The following is a 25,083-nucleotide window of genomic DNA, read 5'->3' as shown; positions in this document are numbered from 1 at the left end:
GTCAGCTCGCAGCCCATGTCGCCCGATCGGCGCGCAATACCATTGGATCAGTGTCCGCGCGGTTCGTCGAGGATGTTGCGCAATGCGCCATTCTGGGACAGACCTAAACTATGCGGCGCTTGGCATGCGGTCGTCCGTGGTTAATTAGCAGGCTACCAAAAGGCGAGGGAGAATGAATTTGTTAAGAAGGTTTATCAGCAGCACGATCGTCGCGATGGCGGTAATCGCTACTCCAGCTTCGGCCGCCTCATTGGTTCTGGACTACACCGTCACCCCCACTGCCGGCAGCGTTTTTCAGTATGACTTTACGCTTCGGCTAGACAATCAAGACTCGAGCTGGGTTCCTGGCCAACAATGGGACTGGATCATTTTTGGGGATTCAAGTGGTTCCCCATCACCGCTTGCTGATTTTTCCAATTTCTTTTCATCTGATCCGGCGGCAACACTGACTTTCTCGAGCGGCGCGCACAACGGCCCAACGGTATCGTATGGAGCGAACTCCGTTACGCTTCCTGGCTGGCAGCCAGCCTCGGTGGGGTCAACGCTGACGTGGAGTGGCAACTCCAGCAACTTAGTTGGCGCAGGCCAAATGAAGTTTTCTACGTTAGTTGTCGGAAACGGAGCAGCGCGTTCCGAATTCCAGACCGCAAACCTTATTAATTCGGCGGTCCCGGAGCCTGCAACTTGGGCGATGATGCTGCTGGGTATCGGCATGATAGGTGGCGCCTTGCGTTCTTCGAAACGGCGCAAACTAGTGTCGAAGGGCTATGTTGAGCGCTGTGAAGGCTTTCGCGAAGCCTTGGTCCTCCAATAATATCTTCGTCGATGTGCAGCGGTAGCCTCGTTTGTCCATAAAGGTCCACTGGTGCGACTGACGAAAAGTTGGCGGTCAGTCCAATAAGGTCTGACCGCCAGTTTGCCCGAGCCGAATTGCCGCCATTTGCTGGTGGAGCGCGGGGGTTCGTTGTCTGGGGGAAACGGCGGCCGACCAAAAGCTTTGCAAGCCCAAGCCCAAACCGACTGGCAGGGCAAAACCGGCATTGGCGGCGCGGCAACTCCAACGCCCAAGACTGCCGGGCGCGGGCGCACTGCTGCCTCCGCCTGATCACGGATCTTCTGCTTTTCAGCGAGTGGCGCGGCGTGCGATCAGCGCGCGGCGGACAACTGCCGGCGGCTTGCCTGCCAACGTCTTGAGCAACTTCGCGCGGCCGAACCGGATGGTCGCAATCCAGGTGAGGGTCGATCGGTGCGCTGCCGGGATTGCGGCCTTCAGCCGAGGACTTCCTTGACGAGACGCAGTGTCGCCAGCCTTTCGATGATTTTTGCGGCTCTCTCCTCGCCGAGCAGTGCCGGCGCAGCGTCCGGCCAGAACTCCAAGGCGTTTTCCACGGCCTTGGTCACTTCGCTCTTGATCAGCTTCGGTTCGATTCCCAGATATTTTGCGACGCGCTCGAAGCGGTGCAGACTGACCATGTTGAAATCATGCGTGCCCGCGAATCTGAGCGCCATGTCGTCGCGTGGGTTGAAAAGGATCGTCGGGACGATGTCATAGGCAGGCGACAAGCGGATATCGCCCGGCGCCTGAAATCGAAACGACCAGTTTTTGAGGTGATTGTCGCCGTTGCCGATCAATATGTCGGCGACCACCCGGCGGACCGCCTCGAGGATATCGAACCGCCGGTCGGTGCTGAATCGCGCAACCATGCGAATGATCGTTTCGGTCGTCGCCATCGTATATTTTCGTTCGCCGACCGCGCCCAATATTTGTGCGGCATCCTCTATATGGATGCGGATCCGTCGGCGGTTCGATCGAAGCGATCAACCGCGAGGACGTTCTCGCCATGAGCGAGCAGATCGTCTGGAATCCCCCGGACTTGGTCACGGTGGACGAGCCGGCATTCGGCGAGGTGGATGCCGATGAGCTTTGCAAGCTGCATGGCACCGAATTCGGCCTCCGGAAGATCGCGATAGCGCTCGCTCCCGACCTTGATGATGCAGCGCCCCGTTTCGCCTCGTCCAGGCACGGTAAGCTTGTCGCTGTCGGGGTTCGCCGTGAATTTGAGCTGCACCCCCGCCAGCGAAAATTTGACGACGCCTTCTGGAGCGACGGTTTTGAAACCGGCTATGTGGGTCAGGTCGAGAGAGCCTGCAGACGGCGGCGTGTCTGTCTCGGGAACGATCAGCACAGCACCTGGCAGATCGCCGCCCAGCCTGGTCAGCACGTCGAATTCGTCATGATTTCCGGGGCCCATTTCCGTGAGTACGAGGTCTCGGAGCGAGCCTTCGGGCAAAAGGCCGGCGAACCAGGGAGGTAGCGAGCCATTTACCCCGATCTTGTCGTTGCGCCCGGTCAGCCGAGCGATCGTCTGATCATTCGATTCCGGCACATACCAGGCAAGACTCAGGATCGGCCGTTCGGCATCGCGGACATAGACTTCCGAGGGGTTGAAGGCGACGGCGCCGTCACCATCGCGCGTGATGGTGCCGACACGCGTCGGGCTGTTGCCGCCACCGAGTAGATGGACGCCAATGATGCTCGGGACCTTTTTGGCCATCAGGATGCGGCCTCATCGTCTTCGTCTCCGAGATCGACAAACAGATCGTCGAACGCGGATCCCGCAGGCTCTGCAGAATGCACGCGTGTGTTGCGCTCATTGATCATGTTTCGAACGGCGGACACGCGCGCTTCCGGTACCAAAATCGGCATAACGCCCAGTGCGTCGCACATGTCGGCAAGCAACGTGAGGCGATCTCGGCCCAGGCGCTCCTTCGCCAGGTCCCTCTCGAACTCGGAAATGCGTGTCGCGCTCCTGCCGACCCGGCTGGCAACGTCGAGCTGAGTCCATCCGCGGATTTCTCGCAAAGCGCGCAATTGATGGCCAAGGTCTGAGAAAATCGCTGTTTTCATACGCTATTCCGATTTTTTAGATTTAAAACACCGAATTCCGTAATTTAAAACCGGTGCCGCGTCAAACGGAATATCGTAAGCCACGACATATTAATACGGAATTCCGTGATATAGAGAATTGGTTTCGGCGTTCAGAATAGCCGGCTTTGTCAAGCAATCGGCGAAAAGGCTATGACGTTCTCGAAGGATAAAATGCCGACTTCTATTCAAAGCTGATCCGGCAATATCAGACGAGCGTCTTCCGCGCAGACAGCGATCCACCTCAGCGTTGATAGATGTCAATGATGCGAAAGATGCCTTCAAGCTATTCGAAACCATAAATAACCCCGGTCTACGGCTCAGCCCGACAGACATTATCAAGAATTTTGTGTTGGGAAACGCGGCCCGATTCGGGGCCAGTCAGCTTGAAATCGCCCGGAAGTATCAAGCGACATCGTGAAGTGGTCCGGGGGCGTACCGGAAAAGCGATTGCGAAATCGACTTTGGCGATGCTTCAACATGGAGGATACGAAATGCCTCCGCGTCCGCAGGGTTTCTGTCAGCGATCTGGATTGGCGCGTCCTCCCATTGCCACACATTGCTGCCCTTAGACCTGCACAACCGGATAGATCCACGCGTTCCTTCGATGCGTACCCCAGACCAGAAGCCCGCTGCCGGAACTGCATCTTGGTCAGCCGAACCTATAGCGTCGGCGAGGATAGAGATCGCATCACGGGCGCGTGCTCGAATTTCATGCCTATAACCATCAGGACAGTGGGCGGCACGGGACCGCCGATACCCGCACCAGTTGGCGCGAGAATCCCGATTTCACCCCGGACAATGACCCGGTGCAGGCGAGCGCGCAGTTGATCGTCTTCGCGCGCGAACGCGCCGATTGGGCGACGATCGTCAAGCCTTATCTGCTGCGCCAGATATTCTGCATCGACGCGGACGCCCGCCCGTCGAGCGATGGCGGCTTTACGAAAGCCGGTCAGCCGTCCGCCTGAGCGAGCGGTACCGGGCTTTGGCCCGGATCCGCGGCGCGGCTCGCTTGTGCGCTCGCGGCCTTCGGCGGAGCTGCGCCTGATGCGCCCGGCGGGAGATGCTTCGGGGCTGCGATCATGGTGCGGAATATCCGGGCGGTCTAGCTCAGCTGCCAGCCGCCCCCGCTCGTTGCGGGGGCATCGCGGTCGCGCAGATCGATGCCGAGTGCAAGCGTGTCATTGAGCAACTCGGCCACCGCGCCGATCTGCCGGTCGAGCGCGCCCATCGCCTGTTCGAAGCCCGACGACAGCGCCTCAATCGCGGTGACGACGTTATGCGCCTCCTTTGCCAGGATCGACGCGGCGCCGGTCGCGGAAATGCCGATCTCGCCGGTGAAATGGAGAAGGTCGGCAGCATCCACCTCATGGGCGAACCGCGCCTTGCCGATGTTATATGCAAGATCTTCCCGAAACCCCGACGCGATCTGGACGGGCACAAGATCGTAAAATGGGGTGAGCATCGGCGCGTCGCCAGGAAGGTGGAACAAGCCATGGTTCTTCGCATGATTGTCGTTGTTACCGACAAGAAGATTGAACAGCGTCAGCCGCAGAAACAGCGCGCGGGCGCGTGCGGGCTGCGCGGTAGTAGCAAGAATGCGCCCAATTGTCGCGGCGTCGAAGCGCCGACCGGCGATGCCGCTGCGCTCATATTTCAGCGCCGCGGGCAGCCCGGCAGCCTGCGCGAAATCCTCCTGATGGATCCGCGTCACGGCATCGCCCTCGACGATCCGGTCGAACCGCTGGATCAGCAATATGTCCTGACCCTCGACCTGGTCGGCGATGCACGTGCCGACGGGAAGACCGCATTGGTGTGCGAGCAGGGTGACAAATTCCTCGTCCCGGGCTTCGTGCCGATGATCCGCATCGGGAATTTTTAGGATATGCGTCGTCGGTGCGCCGCTGTTCGGCTTCGGCAGGCCGAACCGGCCGTTGGGAAGCGCGGCAAGGCTGATCTTGTCGCGGAACCCCGCGACGGGCGACGGGTCGCGCATCTCGTATGCGAGCGGTTTGCCGCTCGCGAGCCGCATCACCATGTCCCGGAACTCGGCGTCGGAGAGTTCGTCATAGTCATTTGCGAGATCGCCGGGACGCTTGATCGGGGGATGATCCTCGGGAAGCACGCTCACCGCGCCGGCGCAGTCGGCGCCGACGATCGCAAGCAGCCCGACGACGTCATTTTGCGCGAGGCCTTCGCGCGCGCGCACTTGGTCGAACTGCCGGTTCTCCTGGAGCAGATTGTCGAAGAAGGCGCGGGTCAGAACATCGCCATGCGGGGTCGGTTCGAGCGGCAGGGACAGCGAGAGCGGATGGTTCTCGCGCGTCATCAGCCATGCGGCCGTATAGACGAAGTCGGTCGTGCCGCTGTCGGACGCGACAAGCACGCCGATCGGGGTTGGGGAAGATTCCAGCCAGACGTTGAGGCGCCGCATCAGCCGTGCCGCAAACGCGCGAACAGATCGATGCCAGCAGCCTGCGCGCAGGCGACGACCTTGTCGAATTCGAGGCTCGGCTTGCCGCCCTCGAGTTCCGAAAGAAAGCGTCGCCCGACACCCGCATGCGCCGCAAATTCTGCTTGGCTCAGCTTCATCGCCTTTCGCGCCTTGCGGATCAGCGGGCCGATACTCGCCGCCCCGTCGACGCGCTTGGCGCGCGGTCCGCTTGCCGTCATGGGTACAGGCCGCATCCGGGGCGTCGCGGGCAGAATCGCCGACGTGGCGTCCATCGCCGCACTCAGTTTGGCGGTGATGGCCGACGCCGTCGCCGAGGAATCGATTATGGGGGAAGGGTGCGGGCGGCCGCCAGGGTCGAAGCCGTCATGTTCGAAATTTGCGCCGTCGCGTCCGCCAGCGTCTTGGTGCGTGCGCTCGACGATGCGGTCACCGCCTGCGCGGCGGCCGCGGTGCTGAAATCGGTCGCGGCTAAAGCCCGCGTCGCATCGGTGGTCAGACGAGCAAGGCGCATGGCTTCGCTGACCCCCGGTTCGTGCAGCACCTTGGTGACACGCAGCGCCTCCTGAATCTCGGCGACCGAACTGCGCTGCGCGAGCAGGTTCTTGGTGATGCCGACGTGTTTGAGCAGGCGGTCACGGTCACGCACCTCGCGCAGCATTCGCTGGGTCGCACTCTCATATAGCCCGGACATCTTGTTCCCTTTCGGGAGCATTTTACCACATTGCTGTGCGCAGGTCAATATTTGTTACCGTTCGGGATCAAAATGACCTGATCGGCTTTGGCCAGATATCTTTGATCCCGAACGGGGTCACAAGAAAACATACACCGCTGACGTCATTCCCGCCATCTGGCGGAATTTCGGCGGCGGCGCTTTTCCGCTCTCCTCGGGGCTCACTAAGTCCCGAGGGAGGCACCATGATCCATATGATCGAAGGCGTCGGCGCGGAAGCGGACCAGCCGCTGCTGGAATCGATGTTCGAGGCGCGTAAATGGCTGTTCATCGACCTGCTCGACTGGGACCTCGAGGTCGTCGACGAGCGCTTCAAAATCGACCGTTTCGACGATGCCTATGCGACCTATATCGTCGCCGTGGACGGGTCGCGGCAGCATCGCGCCTCGCTGCGGCTGCTCTCATCGACGCGGCCGCATCTGCTCGGGTCAATGTTCGAGCGGCTGTGCACCAAGGGCGTGCCCGTCGGCGCCGACATCTTCGAAATCACGCTGCTCTGCCCGCCAGCAAACTGGCTTCCGAGCGCAACTGATGAAGAGGCGTGCAAAGAAGGTCGCGGCGGTGGCGCTCGCAAACAAGACTGCGCGCATGGTCCCGGCACTGATGGCGAGTGGCGAGCGTTATCGCGAGCCAGTTGTGAGGCACGCATAGGAGGGCAGGCGCCGCAACCCGTGGCGCTTCGGCAGTATCGTCATGCCGCAGTCCATAAGTCTTAGAGGGTAAAAGTTGCTTCGGCCCGCAGTCCGATGACTAGCGCGTTGGCTATCCCGCGCTCGGCCGAGGGATTGCGGACATAATGAACGTTGGGCTGCACAGCGAGCCATGAGGCTATCGGGGCGCGATAGGTCATCTCGACCGCGATTTCCGATGAACCCGCGCCGGTTGCGGCGCGCCAGCTATCGGAGGTGAAGGCGGCCGACACGGCGATGCCGAACTCGTCTTCTTCGCGCCCCGGAAGCCAGCCGCTGAACTTGATCCCGCCTCCGGCGAAGCGGTCGAACATGTTCAAGCGGCCGCTGGCGGTTCCGAGCCGCAAAAATCCGTCTATCCGAGCGCCCGAATTTTCGAGCAGAGGCAGCTCGGCCCGCGCATATGTTCCGGCATTCCCGCCATCTGTACCCTGCCCGTCAATTCGGTCGAAGTGTGCGGTATAGCGCCAATGGCCCAGCAGTAGCTTGCCACCCCCAAGCGGCGCCTGCACTTCGCCGACGAGGAGGGCGCCATCGCCGTGGCCAAGCTTGATAGTCGTACGCGAAGGATGTGCAGGATCGCCGGGAACGCCGTCCAGGACAGCGGCGCGAACGGTCCAGCCTTCGGCGGGCGTGAACGCGAGCCGCGCGGCGAGCGAGGTCGAAGGAAAAATCGATGGGCCGTTCTGGCCGCTCTGGGCGAAGTCGGTACCAATTCCGTTCGGGCTACTGACGAACAGACCTGCGGCGTCAAGTGCGTCGAACTCTGAGTTGAGATCGTAGAGGCCGACGCGCAGCGAGAGCTGGTCGCCGATCTTCTGGTCGACCCATGCTTCGTAGAGGCGCAGCGCGGCGGACCCGGTTTCGATATTGCTTACCGCCTGGGTGTCGCCAACGAGATCGCTAATCGACGTTCCGTTATTATACAGGCCATAGACATGGACCTGAGCGCCGTTCCAACCGACGAGTTTTTCCATATCGGCCTCGAATATGATGTCGAGATTGTCGAGGTAGCGTGTTCCGCGCTGAAGCCCACCGGCGGCGTTGCCGATCACCTCGCCGGTATAGGTGACTTGCAATAGCAGAGGGTCGTCCCCCGCATCGATCTCGGCCGGTGCGTGCGTGTGGCCGTGCGGCAGATGACCATGCGGGGGGGGAACGAGGGCATCCTCGCCGGCTGCAGCGAGCATCAAGGCGGAAATCAGCGTCATAAGGTCACCATCAAGGCAAGGCGGATGCGATCTAGCCAGTCCGATGGCGGCAGCGCGCCAGCATAGGCGCGATCGAGCGGACGGTAATGATACCAGAGCAGGTCGATCTGGAGGTTCGAGGCGGGTACGTAAGAGAGCGCGAGTGCGTGCAGCCGGTAATTGGTCGACAGGTCGATATTGTCATGGCTGAACGCCGCGAGGACCGCGTCCACCTCCACTTCCGAGAAATTGTAGGCGATGCGGACGTCGCCGGGCCTGGCAGTGCGGCCCGCCGCGAGTTCGAGGTTTAAGGCGGTATCGCCGGGCACCGCGGCGCCGAGGTTGCGCACAAAGTCAGCGGTCAAGGTCACCGGCCAGCGCGCCGAGCCGGCCCAACCGATCGAGCCGATGCCCTCGACCAGATGGAAGTCCGAAAGGTAGCGGCCGCTCGCGAGCAGGTTGCCGCGAAAGTCGCCGACATCGGCGCCGGCTACCGAGCCGAGGCGGTAATGATAATAGCTGCCAGTCAATCCGACCTTGATCTGGTCCGACACCGGCGCGGCAACGGCAAGCTGGCCGCCGAGCATGTCGCTGTCGCGCGCGACCGCGGTTTCGTCGATTACGAACCAGATACCGCGCGCATCGAGCGTCGCCTGGCCGATCGGTGCGGTGTAGGCAGCGCCGACGCCCTGCAGTGATATGTCGCTGTCCCACAGCATGTCGGTGCGCTGAAAGATCTGCGGAAACTTGCCAGCATAAGCGGCGAGCCCGCCGCTACGATAGCGAATCCATGCCTGGTCGAGCGAGACCGGGAAATCATCGGCGAAGTTGCCGAGCGTGACGTCGGTGGAGTTGGGATCATCGGGGTCGCCGGTCGCGATCTGGGTGCCGACCGAAATTTTGTCGCTGACCGCATAGGTCGCGCGCAGCCTTGCGCGTACGGCGGTGCGCGAGCGGTCGCGGCCCTTGACGAGGTTCCATTCTTGCCGGGCCCGCATGTCACCGCCGAGGTCGAGGCCGCCCACGGCGGTCGATCGCGGCGGAACGGCGGCATCGGCCGGCATAAGCACATGCGGCGCGGCGGGTGTTGGCGCGGAAAGCGCCTGCGTTGCAGGGGAGGTGACCTGCCGCAGCAGTTCGGATTGGGCCGACACCAGCGCTTCCAGTTCGGCGATCCGCTGTTCCTGCGCGGCGAGCCGATGCTCGAGCGCGTTGAGGCGGCTTTCCTGGGCATGGGCGACCGGTGTGCTGGCGAGAATGGCCGCGGTGAGGAGGAGCGAACGCATCCGCATGGCGCTAGTCACTGGCGCGGGGTTTGCGGCGCTTTATCCACAACGCTATCCCTGCGACGATCATCGTGATCAGCCACAGGCCGATCGCGATCGACAGCAGGCGACCGGCAAGACCCCCGGCTTCGCCTGTGTGGATCGGGAACAGCGCGCTCATGAAACTGCGCGCAGGTTCAGCCGCAGCGATGGGATAAACGCCGCGAATCGATCCACTATTGGCGTCAATCATCACCACGCTGGCGCCATAGGCGCGGCGGATCTCGTCAGGAGCGCGGACGCGGAAGCGATAGGTGGCGTCTTCGTCCTTGGGCCAAGCCGCCTGCGTCAACGTGCTACCCGGGACCGCTTGCAGTGCGGTGGTAGCGGCGGCGGCAAAGCCTACTGGCTTCCCCGCAGGTGGATTGTCGGGAAGCGAAACCGGCTCTACGCCGATCAGCGCGCCGACACCAACTTCGAACTTCAGGATCGTGCCCGTCGCGGCAATGACCAGGGCCGGGACGACTGCCCACAGCCCGACGGCGCGATGCCAGCTATAGAGGCGAGCGGTCGCAGGACCGCGCCTGGCGGGAATGAGCGCGCGGCGCCATGTCCCGCGCTTCGGCCATGCCGCGACGAGGCCGAGCAACAGGTTCGAGCAAAGCAGGATGCCGCTGATCGATACGATCCAGCTGCCCCACGAACCGAGCAGGTCGTGGTGGAAACCGACGAGGAACCCCATGAGATCGCTATCATTTTTGCCCGGCGCGTCAATGACGGTGCCGTCGCCCAGGATACGAACCTTGCGGCTGTCGCCGGCCTCGTCCTCCAGATAGATGATGTAGCGGTCGGCAAGACCGGCAGCCGTCCAGATCGTCGTGACCCGGTCGCCGCTGCCCGGCGGCGCGAGTGCGTCGAGCCGCTGTTCGATCGCGGCAAGATTGGTCGGCCGATGCAGCGCAGAAATCGAGCGGTCGGTGATTTCCCAGTGGAAGACGATCAGGATCCCGGTGAGCGCCTGGAGCAACCAGAAGATTGCGGCGCCGAGGCTGAGCCAGCGGTGCAGGGTCACAATTGGGCGGCGCAGGCCGGGCCGGGCAGGTGAAGCAGGTGCGGTCATGCCTTCCGGTTTCGCGATTTTGCTCGGCCCCCAAAACATCCAGCTTTTAATTATTTGAAGGGTCCAAGAATGACCCGAAAAAGAAATGGCCCGGCTGTCGCCAGCCGGGCCATGCGGGAGCTCCAAATTTGTGCCGGGATCAGAACTCGATCGAAGCCGAAGCCTTGAACGTACGCGGCGCGCCTTGCAGCAGGTCGGGGCTGAAAACTTCGAACGCCGAAGCCCAGTACCGCTTGTTCGCGACGTTATCGACGCCGAAGCGCAGCGTGACCGGTTTGTCGGCGACCACGGCAACGTAGCGTGCGCCCAGGTCGAACCGCGTCCATGATGGCAACTCAAGCGTGTTCGCCTGATTTGCAGCCTGCTTTCCGGTATGGACGACGCGCCCGGTGAGGGTCAGGCCCGGGGCGAAGGGCAGGTCCCATTCGACATTGGCATTGACCAGATATTCGGGAACGCCGGGCGCGTCATTGCCCTGATTGATACCGCCCAAGGTTCGACGGAGCTTTGCATCGATGAGCGAGCCGCCGGCGATCAGACGCAGACCTTTCGCCAGTTCGCCGTCGAAGCTGAGTTCGATGCCCTTGTTGCGCTGCTCGCCGGTGAGGCCATAGATGACCTGACCCGCATTCGCAGGGTCGGCGACCACGCCGGGGCGCGGGCGGTCGATCTGGAACGCGGCGAGCGAGGCGTTGAAGCGGCCGAAGCTGTATTTGGCGCCAAACTCCAGTTGCTTGGTCTTCACCGGTGCGAAGACGGCGCCCGAGTTGGTAACCGGCGACGCGCCGACCGTCGCTGGCGCCGGATCGGGCTTTTCGAATCCTTCCATGCGATTGGCATAGAAAGCGAGCCCGTCGGCGGGTTTGACGACAAGGCCGAAGACCGGGGTGACCGCATCCTCGTCATAGGTGCTGGCGAGTGCGCCGCCAAAATAACTGTAGCTTTTCTGTCGGATCGACTGGACGCGTAGTCCGACGGTCAGCAGGATACGGTCGTCCCAGGCGCCGATCGTATCCGAGGCGAAAGCACTGAGCAGGCGCGAGCGACCGACCGGGTAGGGATCGTTGAGATCGCCGCCGACAAAAGCCGATGCCGGGATCGGGACTTCGGGCGCGTTGTAAAGATTGGTGTCGAAGCCCGCGAAACCGGGACCATAGAGGAAGTCGAAGGCGTTGCGGTTGACCTGCCAGTTCATCGAGCCGCCGAAGTTGATTTCGTGGGTGATGCTGGTGCCGAGTTTGACGCGCAGGCCTGCCTGCGCGGCTTCGTTATTGTCGGTGCGCGGAACATAGAGCGCGTTGCCGTTTGCGGCGCCCGTTGTGGCGTTCAGCACGGTGATGCCGCCATAGATGCCGTCTTCCATGCCGTCGCGCGCGCCGAATGAGGCATAGACCATGGCATTGTCGGCGATGTCATATTCGGCCTTCAGGATACCGAAGACGTCGCGCATCTCGGTATAGGTCCAGGGCTGCGAATAATTGGCGTCGGCCTTTGGCACCGCCGGAATCGCGTTTACGCCAAAGCCCAGTGCAACTTTATGGCGCAAGCCGCGAACCTTAACGCGCTGATAGGCAAGGTCGAGCGAAAGGCGCAGCGGGCCATTGTCGAAATCGATCGCGCCGCCAGCGGTGTATGCGCTGCGGAATTCGCCATCGATCGATACGTCACCCGAGCGTGCGACGCCGTTCACCCGAACGCCCCATTGATCATTGTCGCCGAAACGGCGCGCCAGATCGACGCTGCCGCCGAAATGCTCGTCCGAGGTGTAGTTGACGGTGGCGCGGACCAGATCGCGCTTTGCCCGCTTCGGCAACAGGTTAACGCTACCGCCGAGGCCTGAGCCGCCGGGCGCGGCGCCGTTGATGAAGGCGCTTGATCCGTTGATCACCTGAACCGAGTCGTAAAGCTCTGGCGCGATCAGTTGGCGTGGGGCGATGCCGTAAAGGCCGTCGAGGCCGACATCGTCGCCAGCAAGCGCGAACCCGCGGATGACGAACAATTCAGCGGCGTTGCCAAAGGCGAACCCGGTTCGCACCGACGGATCGTTTTCGAGCAGCTGGCCGAGCGTCTGCGGCTGCTGGTTGAGGATCAACGCTTCATTGTAGCTCTTGATCGTGAAGGGCAGATCTTCGGCAGCCTTGTCGCCGAACACGCCGCCGTTACCGCCGCGGGTCACCTCGGTTTGATTGTTGCGCTGTGCGGTAACGACGATGCTGTCGTCGCCGCCGCTGTCCTGCGCCAGTGCGGGCGTGGTGGCGGCGAGCGCTGCGCCGAGCGCGGCGAACCCAGTTCCTCGAATGATGTTGCGATAGGCAACCATGATGCAATCCCCCACTTGGTGTCCAAATCCCCGTCCGATGCGGCTCAGCGTCTGGGCCAAGCTTGCCTCGGAAATTCTACATTATTGTCATCGTTGGGTCACAAAACATCCAGTTTGCTTAGCAACAGGGGACCAACTCGCAGCAAAATGACAAAGCGAGGCGAAATCCTCAGCCAAAGCGTTGAACGCCGCCGACGATCGTCCGTAATACCTTTGATTTTGCGAGCAAATGCGGGTCGGCGGCAAAGAAGTCGCTGTCCCACGCCACAAAATCCGCAACAAAGCCCGGGGCAATCAGGCCCTGACTTTTTTCGTGGAAACCGGCATAGGCGCCCTCGTGCGTATAACATCGCATCGCTTGCGCCAGCGTTATGCGTTGTTCGGGGTGCCAACCATCGGGATGCTTGCCGTCGAGCGTTTCGCGATTGACCGCGGCATCGAGCCCGGTGAGCGGATCGATCGGCGCCACCGGCCAGTCCGATCCCATGCAGACATGCGCGCCCGATCGGACGAGCGATCCGAAGGCGAAACTTGTTTGCAGGCGTTCCTCGCCAATCCTGCGGACCGCCCAGCGACCGTCGTCGATGGCATGATAGGGCTGCACCGAGGCAATTATGCCCTGTTCCCTGAATCGCGGGATCGCATGCGCCTTCATATGCTGGACATGCTCGATGCGGAACCGCCGGTCGCGTGCGCCACTGGCCTTGGCGACATCGGCCATCGTGCCGAGAACGATGTCGTTCGCCTCGTCGCCGATAGCATGCGCCGTGACCTGAAGACCGGCCTTGTCGGCGCCCTCGACCCAGCGGCGAAGGTCGGCAGGATCGGTGACGACGATGCCGCGCGTCGACGGATCGTCGGCATAGGGTTCATAGAATCGCGCGGTTCGCGAACCCAGCGAGCCGTCGAACACGACCTTGCAGCCACCCCACTGAACCCAGTCATCGCCGCGTCCCTCGCGCTGGATCAGCGCGGCCTGCGCCGCCCAATCCTTCAGGGGCAGATAGTGGCGAAACCGTAGTCCCGTCTCGCCGGCAGCGCGAAGGCGGCGTGTCGAGTCGAACGTGGTCGTATCGAGTTCGGTGCAGTGAACCTGTGTCACGCCCTTGCTGAGCGCCAGAGCGATGCCCTGGCGCGTCATCGCGTCGATCTGTTCGGTCGTGGGGATGCCGATCGCGCGCTGGACAAGATCCTTGGCGGCGTCCTTGATAATGCCCGTGGGTTCGCCCGCCGCGTCGCGTTCGATCACCCCGCCCGGCACATCGGGGGTGTTGCGGTCGATTCCGGCGAGCCGGAGTGCCAGCGAGTTGAGCAGCAGCATGTGCAGGTCGTAGCGAATGACCGCGACTGGCGTGTCGGGCGTAACGGCGTCGATCCACGCCCGGTGCGGCATTTCGCCGCCCCAACGGTCTTGATCCCAATTTCCGCCCTCGAGCCATTGTCCTTTCGGTAGGGCCTTGGCGGCCGCGGCGATGCGCTCCACAAAATCCTGCCGGTTCGCGGCGGTGCGCAGCGACGGCTGCGACAGCATCGCCGATGCGATCACGAAATGGACATGCGGATCGATAAAGCCGGGCGTCACAAAGGCGCCCTGCAGGTCGATTACGCGCGTGGCTTTTCCGGTGCGCGCACGCACTGCATCGGCGCCGATCGCGGCAATGCGGTCGCCCTTGGTGCCGATCGCGTCGGTTCGGGCGTCGGGGCCAGCCCCGGTCCAGATCTTGCCATTGATATAGGCGATATCGAGATCACTACCGCTGCCGGCAAGGGCGCCGCGGGTGACGGCCACCGCCGCGCTTCCGCCGGCGAAGGCAATCAGCGAACGGCGACCAAGGATCATTTGGCGACCGCATTACGCGGCGGATTTGCCGCGCGCCATGTATCGAGACGGGCGAGCCATTGGGCAGCCGAGACCGGCCCATTCGTCTTGGTGTCGCTATGCTCGGCGACAAGCTCGCGGATATAGACGAAATAGGCCGGACCGCTTGGCAGGCCGAGTTCTTTTTGCTTCTTCGCCATGGCCGCTTCCTGTTCGGGCGTCGGATCGATGCCGGTCACCGGTTTGAACAGGATGACGTCGAAGTCGGCCCCATTTTCGTGGAAGAACAGCTGGGTCGGCGGCAAGCCACCCGCGGCGCCAACTTCATCGGCCTGTGCGAGGCGACGGACGAATTCCTCCTGTTTGCCCGGTGCGAGCTTGAAGATCTCGAACCATGCTTCGGGCCAGGGCTCATTGGCGGCAGCAGGGGTTTGAGCCGGCGCTTGCTGCGCCGTGACCAGCGTCAGCGGCAGCGCTGCGGCGGCAAGAACCAAGGCGAAATTAAGCTTCATGCGATTCCCTCCTGTCAGGGCCAAGCTCCGCCGTTGTCATGGATCGGAAAACATCCAATTGAACGCGTCGCAAAGGGACCAAGAGCTTATCCCGCGGCTTCGCGCAGCGCCGCGAGCGCGGTCCGCGCTTCATGTTGGTTGAGGCTCGCAAAACCGATCCGCAATCCGCGCGGTGCGCTGTCGCGCGTCATGAACGAACGAGACGACGCGAAGCGCAGCCCTACTGCCGCGGCGCGGGCCTCCATCTGATCGAGGTCGGTGTCGAACCGCAGCCAGAAGGCGAGCCCGCCATCGGGCATGCGATAGTCGGCGATGCCACCGAGCGTCCGATCGATTTCAGCGGCGAAATCGCCGCGCCGCTTGGCATAGACCTGCCGCACCTTGCGCGCGTGGCGGCGCAGCTCGCCATTTTCGATCAGTTCGGCCGCGGCGTCTTCGGTCAGCGTGTTGCCCATGCCGTCGGTAAGCGAGACCATATGGGCAATCGCGTCGATCACCGGCGGCGGCGCGGCGACATAGCCTATGCGCAGCGCCGGCAGCAAAAGCTTTGACAGCGACCCGACATAGATGACGAGGCCGGGGCCATATCCCGCCATCGGTAACAGCGGCTGCGATTCGAAATGGAATTCATGGTCATAATCATCCTCGATAATCGCAAAGCCGAACTGACGCGCCAGCTCGAGAAGGCGCAGCCGCCGTTCCGGGCGAAGCGACACGGTCGTCGGAAACTGATGATGCGGCGTAACGAACACGGCACGGACGGCGTTACGGCGACAAGCCAGTTCGACCGCGTCAATGTCGATCCCGTCCTCGTCGAGCCCGACCGGCAAGATATTGGCGCCAAGCGCGCGAAAGGCGGCGACGGCGGGCTCGTATGTCAATTCTTCGACGATCACCGAATCGCCCGGGCAGATCAGGGTGTGCGCGGCGAGGAAAATGCCGTTCTGGCTGCCGCGGGTGATGCAGATATTCTCTGCCGTCACGGGAAGGCCGCGCTGGCTCTTGAGCATTGTCGCGATACTTTCGCGCAGCGCTGGCGAACCGCGTGGATCGCGATATTGGAATCCATTGTCGCGCGAGGCGCGGTGAGCTGCGACGCGATAGGCGCGCGCCAGCAATTCCGCAGGAAACAGTCGTCCGTCGGGCGCCCCCTCGTCGAGCTTGAGTCCTGGACCGGAAGGCAGGGCGAGCGGCCGGTCGGGCGGTGAAGCGAAGCGATAGTCAATTGTGGCGGTGCTCATCGTCACCTCGACTTCGCCGTGATGGCGCCGCACCGGATCCGCCAGCGCGCTCGCCACCATCGTGCCGCGCGTTCCCGCCGAATCGAGCCAGCCTTGCGCGATCAGGTCCTCATAGGCGAGAACGACGGTCTTGCGATTGACGCCCAATATTTGCGCCAGTTCGCGGCTGCTCGGCAGGTAGGTCCCCGATGTCAGCCTCCCGCGTTCGATGTCGCGGATCAGTGCCTGGATGATCTGCATATAGATCGGGACGTCGCGCGCCGGATCGATCCGATCGCCGAGACTGACTTGCCATGGACGCAGCATTGGACCCGCTCCTCTGTCAGAATTTATCTCTGCAGGGACCAAGGTATCGAGCCGGAGACGTGCATGCAATGGTCCACTGGACCCCCGTTTTTTTCGGTTTTGGTGCTTGTGGCGGTCCCAATGCTGGGGAACAAGCAAGGCATGAGATAGGTCTGGCGGAGCAAATCGCTGGATTGCAGGGGCATCCGCGTGACGGACGGGGACATTCAGGCGGGGGGCGACGTGGCGCTGTTCGAGCGGTTTAATCTGGGCGATGTTCGCGCATTGATCGCGGAATTCCCGCTCGCCTGGGTCTGCGGCGGTCGTGCGGCGACGCTGGAGGCGAGCCTGCTCCCATTGGTCGGGGTGTATGACGCGGATGGCCAGTTGGTTGAGCTGATCGGGCATTTGATGCGTTCAAACCCGCTTTTTACCGCGCTCACGGCCGAACCGGCGGCGACAATCCTCTTCACCGGCCCTCAGGCCTATGTCAGTCCCGAACATGCCGGGCGACGCGATTGGGCGCCGACGTGGAATTATGCCCAGCTCAAGATCGCTGCCGATATCGAGTTTGACGATGCGCTGACCGAACCGTCGCTGCAGACGCTAATTGCCGCGATGGAGGAAGGACGATCCGATCCTTGGCACATTGACGAGCTTGGCGAACGTTATCGCTCGATGCTGGATCATATCATCGGCTTTCGTGCTACGGTCACCGGCGTCACGGGCAAATTCAAGCTGGGGCAGGACGAGCGCGCTGATACACTGCATGCCATCCTAGGTGCCTTGCCCGACGCGGCAACTGTGGCCTGGATGCAGAGATTCAACCAGCGACGCTGACAGGGGGCGGGCATGACGCGAGCGATGCGTTTCGGAATGATCGTGGCGGCGGCGATCGCGTTGGCAGGGCCTGCCGCCGCGCAGCGCGTCGCGCCACAACCTTGGCAGCTCGATCCGTTTCCCAGCCGTTATCGGGCGCCGCCCCCCGACGATATGCTGCTCAAAGGCGCGACGATACTCGACGGTGCGGGCGGCCGGATCAACAGCGGCGACATCCTGATCCGCGGGGGCAAGATCGTCGCGGTTGGCAAGGCCATCGCCAATCCCGGCGTGCGCGAGGTCGATGCGACCGGTCGCTGGGTCACGCCAGGGGTGATCGACGTCCACAGCCATGACGGCACCTTCGTTCTGCCGCTGACCGCGATCGACCGCGAAGCATCGGACGTTTCCGAAACCAGCGCGCCGAACGTCGCCGACACCTGGGTCGAGACTGCGGTGAATGCGCAGGACATGGGTTTTGATCGCGCGCTGGCGAATGGTGTGACGACGCTCCAGATCCTGCCTGGGTCGGTCCCGATCTTTGCCGGGCGATCGGTGGTCGTCAAACCGATCCACGCGCCGACGATCTGGGACATGAAGGCCGTCGGCAACGTCCAGGGGTTCAAGATGGCGTGCGGCGAAAACCCCAAGAGCTGGGGCGCCGACAAGGATAATGAGGGTCCGACGAGCCGGCAGGGCGTGATTTCCTACATGCGTCAGACGTTCCTCGACGCGCAGCGCTACAAGCGGTCCGTCGAGCAGGCCCGGCTGGGTGCGGGCGCGATGCCCGCGCGCGACCTGAAGTTGGAGGCGCTGGCGGGAATATTGGCGGGCGATATCCGCGTTAATCTCCATTGCTATCGCGCCGGCGACATTGCCGCGATGCTGTCGATCGCCAAGGAGTTCGGGTTCCGCATCGGCGCGGTCCACCACGCGACCGAGGCCTACAAGATCCCCGGCTTGCTGCGCGAAGCGGGCACCTGCGCGGCGGTGTGGGCCGACTGGTGGGGTTTCAAGATGGAGGCGCAGGACGCGATCCGCGCCGAGGCGCCGTTGCTTGAACAAGCCGGTGTATGTGTGATGATGCATTCGGATTCCCCCGTCGACGGTCAGCGACTGAATATCGCGGCGGCAAAGGCGGCCGCCGCGGGCCGGCGTATCGGCATCGACATTCCGCCCGAGCGCATGATCAAATGGACGACAAGCAACCCCGCGAAACTGCTCGGCATGGACAAGCGCATCGGAACGCTGGCGCCAGGCTATCAAGCCGATGTCGTCCTGTGGTCGGGTAACCCTTTCAGCATCTACACGAGGGCGGATCTGGTCATGATCGACGGTGCGGTCGCCTGGGACCGGTCGAAGCCGCCAACTCAGGCGGTTTCGGACTTTGAAGTCGGCCGGGTGGAGGTCAGTCAATGAGGATCGTCGCGAGCCTGATCGCACTGGCGATCGCAACGCCGGCGTCGGCAGAGACGCTTGTCATCATTCACGCCGACGCCTGGACGATGGAAGACGCCGAACCTGTCAAGGACGCCACGATCATCATCGACGATGGCCGGATCGTGTCGGTTGCGCCTTCCGGCCCGGTGCCTTCGGGCGGCAAGGTGATCGACGCCCGCGGCAAGCCGGTGACGCCGGGACTGGTCAATGCCGCGACCCAGATTGGCTTGGTCGAAGTCGCGAGCTCGCCCGAAACGCGCGACGATGCGTCCACCGACGAACGCACCCCCGGCTACGACTCAAGTCGGGCGCTCAACGGCAATTCAACGTTGGTCAGCCTCGCGCGCGCCGATGGGGTCACGCGTGCGCTGATCTATCCATCGCCTTCGCGCAATGCTCCGATGAGCGGCGAACCCGTGTTCGCACGGCTACGCGACGGAGTGGATATCCTCGATCGCGGCGGTGTCGTTGCGGTCTACGCGGTCATTGGCGGCGGCGCTTGGGACCGTCTCGGCGCCCGCGCCCAGCAATGGACAGCGCTTCGCAAGCTGCTGGGCGATACCAAGCGGGGCATGGCGGCCCCGCCCGAGGCGGCGGCCAGGCGCAAGGACAAGCGTGGTGGATCGCGCGAGGACCGAACTAAGGGTGATAGTGCACCCCTGGGCGGCGCTGACGGCGCGCTGCGCGACGTTCTGTCGGGCAAGCTGCCACTGGCAATCCAGACCCACCGCGAGTCCGATATTCGCCAAGCAGCGGCGCTCGTATCGGATTTCGGGATCAAGGTGATTGTCGTCGGTGGTTCCGAAGCGGCGCGCCGCCGATGTACTCGCGGTTGCCAAGGTCGCGGTAATCCTCGATCCACAGGTCAATCTGCCGTTCAATTTCGACCAGCTCGGCGCGCGGCAGGACAATGCCGCGATCCTTGCCAAGGCCGGGGTTGCGATCGCGATCGGGCAGGCGGGCGGGGCGATCCATACGACCTACAACGCCGGGATGGGCCTGCGCGAAGGCGCCGGCATCGCGGTTGCTAACGGGCTGCCCTACATCGATGCGCTGCGCGCGGTGACGGTCAGCCCACTAGCGATCTGGGGTCGTAGCGGCGGTGCGCTGACGCCCGGAGCCGACGCCGATCTGGTGATTTGGGATGGCGACCCGCTTGAGCCTTCGACCAATGCCGAGAGCGTGATCATCGAAGGTCGCCTGGCCACCAACCGGTCGCGTCAGGACATGCTCGCCGAACGCTATCGCGACACACGCTGATGGATGTACTGCTGATCGGATGCGGCAGGATGGGGAGCGCGATGGCGCGTGGTTGGCAGGGCCAGCATCGCGTGCTCGTTTTCGATCCGATGCTCGACACGCTACCCCCCGGCGCCGAGCGGATCGACGCGCTCGGCGACGTCGATGCTGAGGGTGACCTGGTCGTGGTCCTTGCCGTGAAACCCCAGAAGTTCGAAGCCATCGCCGGTGACTTGCGGCCATTAGCCGATCGCGGCGTGTTGGGTGTGTCGATCATGGCCGGGATCACCTTGGGCGCGCTCGGCGAGGCGATAGGCTCGCGGATCGTCCGGGCGATGCCGAACACTCCGGCAGCGATCGGCAAGGGAATCACGGCAGCGGCCGCGGGACCGGGCGTCGGCGCAAACGACCGCTCCACCGTCGATGCGTTGCTGGCTCCAACGGGCAATGTCGTGTGGCTCGCCGACGAAGCGCAGATCGATATCGTGACCGCGGTTTCGGGCAGCGGTCCTGCCTATTTCTTTCGCTTTACCGAAGCGTTGGCGAAAGCCGGTGGCGACGCGGGATTACCGATTGCGCTGTCGACCCAGCTTGCGCGTGCCACTTTTGTCGGGGCGGCGGCGTTGGCAGACGCCGACAGCGCCGCTCTGGCGCAGTTGCGGCAGCAGGTGACGAGCCCCGGCGGAACAACCGCAGCGGGGCTCGCGCCGATGGATGCGGACGACGCGATCGACCGGCTCGTCGGCAAAGTCGTCGCTGCCGCGGCGACGCGGTCGCGCGACCTCGCTGGCCGCGGTGGCGCATAACGATCGATGTCGATTCCGGGCCGATGGAACACGGGCGAAGGGGTGATACAGTGAGGCGTGCAGTTTGGGCGACATGGGGGCTGGCAACCGCGATGGCGCTGGCGATCCCCGCGGCGCAGGCGGCGGACCAGCCGACGCTGCCAATGAAGCCGGCGCGCACCCTGGATTACGAGGTGTCGAGCGGCACGTTCATGTCGATCGCGGTATCCCCCGACGGCAAAACGATAATCTTCGACATGCTCGGCGAAATCTATTCGCTACCCATGGAGGGTGGGCGCGCGGTTCCGATCGCCAACGGCATGGCTTTCGAAGTGCAGCCAAGCTTCTCACCCGACGGCAAATGGATCGGCTATGTCAGCGACAGGTCTGGCGGCGACAATGTCTGGATCGCACGCGCCGATGGTAGCGGTTCGCGGCGGATCAGCGCGGACGATGATGGCGCCGTGCGGACTTCTCCCGAATGGAGCGCCGACGGCAAATCGGTCTATGTCAGCCGCTATCGTATCCGCATCGACCGGTACGAGCTATGGCGCCACCCGGTTGATGGGGGAGGTGGGGAACTCGTCGTGGCCGCGAAGCCAACGGATGATTCGCCATACGATAGCTGGCAAAGCACCCTGGGAGCTGCGGCATCAAGTGACGGCAAGTATCTCTATTACGCACGGCACACCGGCAACCTGTCGTTCGACGCGCCGGTGCCGTGGACGATCGTTCGCCGCGATCTGTCCAGCGGAGCCGAAGAAACAATCGTTGGCAGTTCGGGCGGACGCGAAGCCGGGGACGAGACCTTCTTCCGCCCGGCGATTTCGCCCGACGGCAAACTGCTTGCCTATGCCACGCGGCGCATGGCCGAAACACGGCTGCGCGTCCGCGATCTGGCTCGCGGTATCGATCGCGACCTCGGCCCTGCGCCGCTCGACCTGATGAACGGCGCGGCGTCACTCGACCTTATCCCGCGCTACAGTTTTACCCCCGACAGCAAAGCCATCCTGATTGCCTATCAGGGCAGGATCGAGCGCCGGGCGGTGGACGGATCGGGGGTGACGCCAATCCCGTTCAAGGCGCGGCTGCGATTGGCAGTGGGGGCAAGCACGCGCATCGGCTTCCGCGAGGATACCGGGCCGGTACGGGCGAAGTTGCTACAAGGGACAACCCCGTCGCATGACGGCGGCCGCGTCGCCTATGCCGCACTGGGCAGCGTCTATGTCCAGACCATCCATGGCGGCCCAGCTTTGCGGCTGCCGATCGACGGTGATCCGCCATCGCTTCCCGCCTGGAGCCCCGACGGGTCGCGGATTGCCTACGTAACCTGGGGCGAGCGCACTGGCGGTGCGGTGTCGACGATCGCAACCGACGGATCGGGGACGGCGATCCGGATCAGCGATCTGCCGGCCTTTTATTCGCATCCCGCGTTCACGCCCGATGGAAAGACCATTCTGGTCGTCCGTTCGCCCGCTGCGGCGCGTCAGCAGTCAAGTTTCGAATTCGGCACCGTGCGCCAGGGCGAGTTGGTCGCGATACCTGCCGGTGGCGGCCCGGCGCGAGTGGTCGCCGAGGGGATTTTCGGGCAGCGGCCGCATTTTGTGAACGGTCGGCCCGGCGTCGTCTATCTGCTCGGCGAAGCGGGGCTGGTCGAGGTAGACCTTGCAACCGGCGCGCAGCGGCTGGTCGCGGCGGTTAAGGCGCAAGGCTATTATTTTACCGACTATCCCGCAAACGCCGACGACATCCGTATCAGCCCTGACGGCGAATGGTTAGCTGCGCAGACAAGCGAACAGCTTTATGTGCTGCCCCTGCCGACCGACCCGACGGTTGCGATCGACCTGACTGCACCCGGCAATAGCGGTCGCAAGGTTACGCATATGGGCGCCGATTTCTTCGACTGGCGGGCGGACGGCAGCCTGATCTGGTCGGTGGGGAATTATCTGCAGATTCTGCCCGGCGCGGCCGCTCCCCTTCCTACCGGCCATGTCGAATTGGTCGCCGAACTGCCGCGCGCGCGACCGGTGGGGAATATCCTGCTGCGGGGCGCGCGGGCGCTTACCATGGCAGCTGGCGATCAGGTGATCGAAAATGCGGACATCCTGATCACCGGCGACCGCATTGCTGCCATCGGCCCGCGCGACAGTTTTGCCATTCCTGCCGCCACACCGACGCGCGAGCTCGGCGGCAGGACCGTTACGCCCGGCTTCATCGACGCGCACGACCATATCGGCGGCATCCGGCGCAACGTCATCGGATACGAAGAATGGGATCTGCACGCGCGGCTTGCGTTCGGCGTTACGACGTCGTTCGATCCGTCGACGCTGGGCATCGATCAGATCGCTTATCAGGACCTGATCGATGTTGGCCTGATCGTTGGACCACGACTGCGTTCGACCGGACCCGCATTGTTTTCGAAGGAACGATTGACTTCGCTCGACCAGGTGCGCGCCGTGCTCCAGCGCTATCGCGACGCGTGGGGACTTCGCAACATCAAGCAATATCGCGGCGAAAGTCGCAGCGTGCGCCAGTGGATCGCCATGGCCGCGCGCGAGCAGGGGCTGCTCCCGACCACGGAGGGCAGCCACAATCCGAAGCTGATCCTGAGCCAGATCATCGACGGTTATGCAGGCAACGAACATGCGCTGCCGATCGCACCGTTCGGCGAAGATGTGGTGAAGCTCTATCAGCTGATGCGCACGAGCTATGTCGCCACGTTATTGATCAATACAAGCGGGCCGGCGGGGCGGAACTATTATGTCGACAAATACGACCCCGCGCTCGATGCAAAGGTGAAGCGATTCTGGTCGCCTGCTGCGATCTCCCACAAGCTGGCCCATCGTGATTGGGCATCGCTCGACGCATCGCGCATGCCCGCACTAGCCGCCGACGCCGCCCTGCTGGCGAAAAACGGTGCATTGGTCGGCATGGGATCGCATGGCGACGAGCCGGGAATAGGCTATCATTATGAAATGGAAGCGCACGCGCTGGGCGGCATGAAGCCGATGGCGATTCTTCATGCGGCCACCGCGGGCTCGGCTGAGACCATCGGCAGGCTGGCCGATATGGGGACGCTCGAACCGGGAAAATATGCCGATCTCGTCATTTTCGACGCCGATCCGCTGGTCGATATCCGCAATAGCCGAACGGTCAAGCTCGTCATGCGCGGCGGACATCTGTTCGACGCCGACACGCTGGACGAATTATGGCCCGTCGAACGCAAACTGCCCCCGCCATGGTTCGCCGAGGGCGAAAAGGAGATGCAATGGTTGCCCGCGAAATGACCATAGACCCCGAGATCCAGTACTTTCTCGACGAGATGAAAGCGGGTTGGGCGAAGCATCCTTCATTTGGCACGTTGAGCTTTCCCGAGCAGCGCGCGGTGTCGGAGCAGGTGCGCGCGCGGTGGGCCGAGGGCGGGCCGGTCATGGCGGAAACGCGCGAGCTGCATTTCGACGCAGGGGCTGGCGAGCTTCGTATCCGTATCTATCGTCCCGAAGGCGTCGGCACCGCGGCGCCGGCGCTCGTCTATCTGCACGGCGGCGGCTTCACGCTGTTCTCGATCGACACGCACGACCGGCTGATGCGCGAATATGCCGAAGCCGGCGGCTTTGTCGTGATCGGTGTCGATTACCCGCTATCGCCTGAGCATAAATATCCGGTCGCGCTCGACCGAATCGAGGCGCTGATTTTGTGGCTCAAGGATCATGGCGCTGATTGGGGAGTTGATCCGGCCCGCTTGGCGATGGGAGGCGACTCCGCTGGCGCCAACCTCTCGTTCGCAACCGCGCTCCGCTTGCGCGCGCGCGGCGAGGGATGTCTCATTCGCGCAATCCTCTCCAACTATGGCTATTTCTCGACCGAGGTGTCGGACGAGGCAGAGGCTCGGTTCGGCGGCCCGGGCTCGATCATGGATCGCGCAGAGGCGCGTAGCTATTACGCCAACTATCTTGCCGACTGGGGCCGGCAATCGCGCGACCCGCTCGTTTGCCCGATGCTGGCTGACATGACCGGCATGCCACCCGTTTTTCTGGTGATTCCTGAATGCGACCTGCTGGCCGAACAATCGGTCGCCATGGGTGCATTGTTGCGCGAGCAAGCGGTTGAGACGGAGGCGAAAATCTACGCGGGCGCGACGCACAGTTTTCTCGAAGCGATGTCGGTGGCGCAGATCGCGCGCAATGCGATCGACGATGGCGCCCAATTTGTCAGCCGCCGTCTGACCTGATCCATCGGGCGGAAACA

At 63.2% G+C, this 25,083-nt stretch carries 23 protein-coding genes and 1 pseudogene; 9 read left to right on the top strand and 15 right to left on the bottom strand.

The genetic code is table 11. The features are described from left to right. Positions 1 to 172: 172 nt before the first annotated feature. Positions 173 to 814, top strand: a complete 642-nt coding sequence (locus IPF76_RS13595) for a PEPxxWA-CTERM sorting domain-containing protein (RefSeq protein WP_293844996.1) — start codon at positions 173 to 175, stop codon at positions 812 to 814. 455 nt (positions 815 to 1,269) lie between these two features. Here the strand turns inward: IPF76_RS13595 and IPF76_RS13590 are convergent, their stop codons facing one another. Genes IPF76_RS13590 through IPF76_RS13580 form a run of 3 tightly spaced genes read right to left on the bottom strand, consistent with a single transcriptional unit; the run spans position 1,270 to position 2,908 of the window. Beyond that, positions 1,270 to 1,761, bottom strand: coding sequence for a HipA domain-containing protein (locus tag IPF76_RS13590; RefSeq protein ID WP_293844993.1), 492 nt, complete (start codon positions 1,759 to 1,761; stop codon positions 1,270 to 1,272). 17 nt (positions 1,762 to 1,778) lie between these two features. Continuing rightward, positions 1,779 to 2,555, bottom strand: a complete 777-nt coding sequence (locus IPF76_RS13585; protein ID WP_293844990.1) for a HipA N-terminal domain-containing protein — start codon at positions 2,553 to 2,555, stop codon at positions 1,779 to 1,781. After that, complete coding sequence (locus tag IPF76_RS13580; RefSeq protein ID WP_293844987.1) at positions 2,555 to 2,908, bottom strand: helix-turn-helix transcriptional regulator; 354 nt, start codon at positions 2,906 to 2,908, stop codon at positions 2,555 to 2,557. The genes IPF76_RS13585 and IPF76_RS13580 overlap by 1 nt, the downstream gene beginning before the upstream one ends. Before the next feature lie 719 nt (positions 2,909 to 3,627). On the opposite strand from IPF76_RS13580, the gene IPF76_RS13575 reads away from it, so the two are divergent. Beyond that, positions 3,628 to 3,894: a hypothetical protein gene (locus IPF76_RS13575; RefSeq protein ID WP_293844983.1), complete on the top strand. Its 267-nt coding sequence runs from the start codon at positions 3,628 to 3,630 to the stop codon at positions 3,892 to 3,894. Between the two features lie 137 nt (positions 3,895 to 4,031). Here IPF76_RS13575 and IPF76_RS13570 read toward each other — a convergent pair whose 3' ends face one another. From IPF76_RS13570 to IPF76_RS13560, 3 genes are all read right to left on the bottom strand, one after another. Next, positions 4,032 to 5,360: a HipA domain-containing protein gene (locus IPF76_RS13570; protein WP_293844980.1), complete on the bottom strand. Its 1,329-nt coding sequence runs from the start codon at positions 5,358 to 5,360 to the stop codon at positions 4,032 to 4,034. After that, positions 5,360 to 5,599, bottom strand: a complete 240-nt coding sequence (locus IPF76_RS13565; RefSeq protein ID WP_293844977.1) for a helix-turn-helix transcriptional regulator — start codon at positions 5,597 to 5,599, stop codon at positions 5,360 to 5,362. Before IPF76_RS13565 ends, IPF76_RS13570 begins: the two co-directional genes overlap by 1 nt. Before the next feature lie 104 nt (positions 5,600 to 5,703). Continuing rightward, entirely contained in the window at positions 5,704 to 6,039 is a 336-nt protein-coding gene (locus IPF76_RS13560) for a hypothetical protein (protein ID WP_293844974.1), read from the bottom strand. Positions 6,040 to 6,296: 257 nt separating this feature from the next. On the opposite strand from IPF76_RS13560, the pseudogene IPF76_RS20870 reads away from it, so the two are divergent. Next, positions 6,297 to 6,578, top strand: a pseudogene (locus IPF76_RS20870) (acyl-homoserine-lactone synthase); the annotation flags it as partial. Between the two features lie 245 nt (positions 6,579 to 6,823). On the opposite strand, the gene IPF76_RS13550 reads toward IPF76_RS20870, so the two are convergent. From IPF76_RS13550 to IPF76_RS13520, 7 genes are all read right to left on the bottom strand, one after another. Next, complete coding sequence (locus IPF76_RS13550) at positions 6,824 to 8,011, bottom strand: carbohydrate porin (RefSeq protein WP_293844971.1); 1,188 nt, start codon at positions 8,009 to 8,011, stop codon at positions 6,824 to 6,826. After that, positions 8,008 to 9,276 (bottom strand): putative porin, encoded by a 1,269-nt coding sequence (locus IPF76_RS13545; protein ID WP_293844968.1) that lies wholly within the window; start codon positions 9,274 to 9,276, stop codon positions 8,008 to 8,010. Before IPF76_RS13545 ends, IPF76_RS13550 begins: the two co-directional genes overlap by 4 nt. Positions 9,277 to 9,286: 10 nt before the next feature. Then, positions 9,287 to 10,375, bottom strand: a complete 1,089-nt coding sequence (locus IPF76_RS13540; protein ID WP_293844965.1) for a PepSY-associated TM helix domain-containing protein — start codon at positions 10,373 to 10,375, stop codon at positions 9,287 to 9,289. Between the two features lie 139 nt (positions 10,376 to 10,514). Continuing rightward, positions 10,515 to 12,695 carry a TonB-dependent receptor gene (locus IPF76_RS13535; RefSeq protein ID WP_293844962.1) on the bottom strand — a complete coding sequence of 727 codons (2,181 nt, stop codon included), beginning with the start codon at positions 12,693 to 12,695 and terminating at the stop codon, positions 10,515 to 10,517. 169 nt (positions 12,696 to 12,864) lie between these two features. Further along, a complete protein-coding gene (locus tag IPF76_RS13530) occupies positions 12,865 to 14,535 on the bottom strand; it encodes an amidohydrolase (RefSeq protein WP_293844959.1) in 1,671 nt (556 codons plus the stop codon). Next, positions 14,532 to 15,026 (bottom strand): hypothetical protein, encoded by a 495-nt coding sequence (locus IPF76_RS13525; RefSeq protein WP_293844956.1) that lies wholly within the window; start codon positions 15,024 to 15,026, stop codon positions 14,532 to 14,534. The genes IPF76_RS13530 and IPF76_RS13525 overlap by 4 nt, the downstream gene beginning before the upstream one ends. Positions 15,027 to 15,112: 86 nt before the next feature. Next, positions 15,113 to 16,573, bottom strand: a complete 1,461-nt coding sequence (locus IPF76_RS13520; RefSeq protein WP_293844953.1) for a PLP-dependent aminotransferase family protein — start codon at positions 16,571 to 16,573, stop codon at positions 15,113 to 15,115. Positions 16,574 to 16,762: 189 nt separating this feature from the next. Here IPF76_RS13520 and IPF76_RS13515 point away from each other — a divergent pair, with 189 nt between their 5' ends. Next, positions 16,763 to 17,392 (top strand): FMN-binding negative transcriptional regulator, encoded by a 630-nt coding sequence (locus IPF76_RS13515; protein ID WP_293844950.1) that lies wholly within the window; start codon positions 16,763 to 16,765, stop codon positions 17,390 to 17,392. Between the two features lie 12 nt (positions 17,393 to 17,404). Continuing rightward, positions 17,405 to 18,790: an amidohydrolase family protein gene (locus IPF76_RS13510; RefSeq protein WP_293844947.1), complete on the top strand. Its 1,386-nt coding sequence runs from the start codon at positions 17,405 to 17,407 to the stop codon at positions 18,788 to 18,790. Between the two features lie 67 nt (positions 18,791 to 18,857). On the opposite strand, the gene IPF76_RS13505 is transcribed toward IPF76_RS13510, so the two are convergent. After that, complete coding sequence (locus tag IPF76_RS13505; RefSeq protein WP_293844944.1) at positions 18,858 to 19,085, bottom strand: hypothetical protein; 228 nt, start codon at positions 19,083 to 19,085, stop codon at positions 18,858 to 18,860. A gap of 154 nt (positions 19,086 to 19,239) precedes the next feature. Next, positions 19,240 to 19,560: a hypothetical protein gene (locus IPF76_RS13500; RefSeq protein ID WP_293844941.1), complete on the bottom strand. Its 321-nt coding sequence runs from the start codon at positions 19,558 to 19,560 to the stop codon at positions 19,240 to 19,242. A 46-nt stretch (positions 19,561 to 19,606) separates the two neighbouring features. On the opposite strand from IPF76_RS13500, the gene IPF76_RS13495 reads away from it, so the two are divergent. From IPF76_RS13495 to IPF76_RS13480, 4 genes are read left to right on the top strand one after another with little or no spacing between them, the layout of a single operon-like run. After that, positions 19,607 to 20,071, top strand: coding sequence for an amidohydrolase family protein (locus tag IPF76_RS13495; protein WP_293845041.1), 465 nt, complete (start codon positions 19,607 to 19,609; stop codon positions 20,069 to 20,071). Beyond that, positions 20,071 to 20,856, top strand: a complete 786-nt coding sequence (gene proC / locus IPF76_RS13490) for a pyrroline-5-carboxylate reductase (RefSeq protein ID WP_293844938.1) — start codon at positions 20,071 to 20,073, stop codon at positions 20,854 to 20,856. The genes IPF76_RS13495 and proC overlap by 1 nt, the downstream gene beginning before the upstream one ends. 50 nt (positions 20,857 to 20,906) lie before the next feature. Beyond that, on the top strand, positions 20,907 to 24,122 hold the full coding sequence (locus tag IPF76_RS13485) for an amidohydrolase family protein (RefSeq protein ID WP_293844936.1): 3,216 nt from the start codon (positions 20,907 to 20,909) through the stop codon (positions 24,120 to 24,122). After that, positions 24,104 to 25,066, top strand: a complete 963-nt coding sequence (locus tag IPF76_RS13480; protein ID WP_293844933.1) for an alpha/beta hydrolase fold domain-containing protein — start codon at positions 24,104 to 24,106, stop codon at positions 25,064 to 25,066. Before IPF76_RS13485 ends, IPF76_RS13480 begins: the two co-directional genes overlap by 19 nt. The last annotated feature ends 17 nt before the right edge of the window (positions 25,067 to 25,083 follow it).

Origin of the sequence: Sphingopyxis sp. (genome assembly GCF_016704835.1) — a bacterium.
In the GTDB taxonomy this organism is placed as follows: domain Bacteria; phylum Pseudomonadota; class Alphaproteobacteria; order Sphingomonadales; family Sphingomonadaceae; genus Sphingopyxis.
The sequence above is the reverse complement of the archived record's forward strand: the minus strand, read 5'-3'. Positions and strand labels throughout refer to the sequence as shown.

Bases quoted from the DNA above. Each gene is read 5' to 3' on its own strand.
- IPF76_RS13540 (WP_293844965.1), bottom strand. From the start codon at position 10,375: ATGACCGCACCTGCTTCACCTGCCCGGCCCGGCCTGCGCCGCCCAATT.
- IPF76_RS13520 (WP_293844953.1), bottom strand. From the start codon at position 16,573: ATGCTGCGTCCATGGCAAGTCAGTCTCGGCGATCGGATCGATCCGGCG.
- IPF76_RS13480 (WP_293844933.1), top strand. From the start codon at position 24,104: ATGGTTGCCCGCGAAATGACCATAGACCCCGAGATCCAGTACTTTCTC.
- IPF76_RS13530 (WP_293844959.1), bottom strand. From the start codon at position 14,535: ATGATCCTTGGTCGCCGTTCGCTGATTGCCTTCGCCGGCGGAAGCGCG.
- IPF76_RS13595 (WP_293844996.1), top strand. From the start codon at position 173: ATGAATTTGTTAAGAAGGTTTATCAGCAGCACGATCGTCGCGATGGCG.
- IPF76_RS13585 (WP_293844990.1), bottom strand. From the start codon at position 2,555: ATGGCCAAAAAGGTCCCGAGCATCATTGGCGTCCATCTACTCGGTGGC.
- proC (WP_293844938.1), top strand. From the start codon at position 20,071: ATGGATGTACTGCTGATCGGATGCGGCAGGATGGGGAGCGCGATGGCG.
- IPF76_RS13560 (WP_293844974.1), bottom strand. From the start codon at position 6,039: ATGCTGCGCGAGGTGCGTGACCGTGACCGCCTGCTCAAACACGTCGGC.
- IPF76_RS13570 (WP_293844980.1), bottom strand. From the start codon at position 5,360: ATGCGGCGCCTCAACGTCTGGCTGGAATCTTCCCCAACCCCGATCGGC.
- IPF76_RS13565 (WP_293844977.1), bottom strand. From the start codon at position 5,599: ATGACGGCAAGCGGACCGCGCGCCAAGCGCGTCGACGGGGCGGCGAGT.
- IPF76_RS13525 (WP_293844956.1), bottom strand. From the start codon at position 15,026: ATGAAGCTTAATTTCGCCTTGGTTCTTGCCGCCGCAGCGCTGCCGCTG.
- IPF76_RS13550 (WP_293844971.1), bottom strand. From the start codon at position 8,011: ATGACGCTGATTTCCGCCTTGATGCTCGCTGCAGCCGGCGAGGATGCC.
- IPF76_RS13510 (WP_293844947.1), top strand. From the start codon at position 17,405: ATGACGCGAGCGATGCGTTTCGGAATGATCGTGGCGGCGGCGATCGCG.
- IPF76_RS13545 (WP_293844968.1), bottom strand. From the start codon at position 9,276: ATGCGTTCGCTCCTCCTCACCGCGGCCATTCTCGCCAGCACACCGGTC.
- IPF76_RS13535 (WP_293844962.1), bottom strand. From the start codon at position 12,695: ATGGTTGCCTATCGCAACATCATTCGAGGAACTGGGTTCGCCGCGCTC.
- IPF76_RS13580 (WP_293844987.1), bottom strand. From the start codon at position 2,908: ATGAAAACAGCGATTTTCTCAGACCTTGGCCATCAATTGCGCGCTTTG.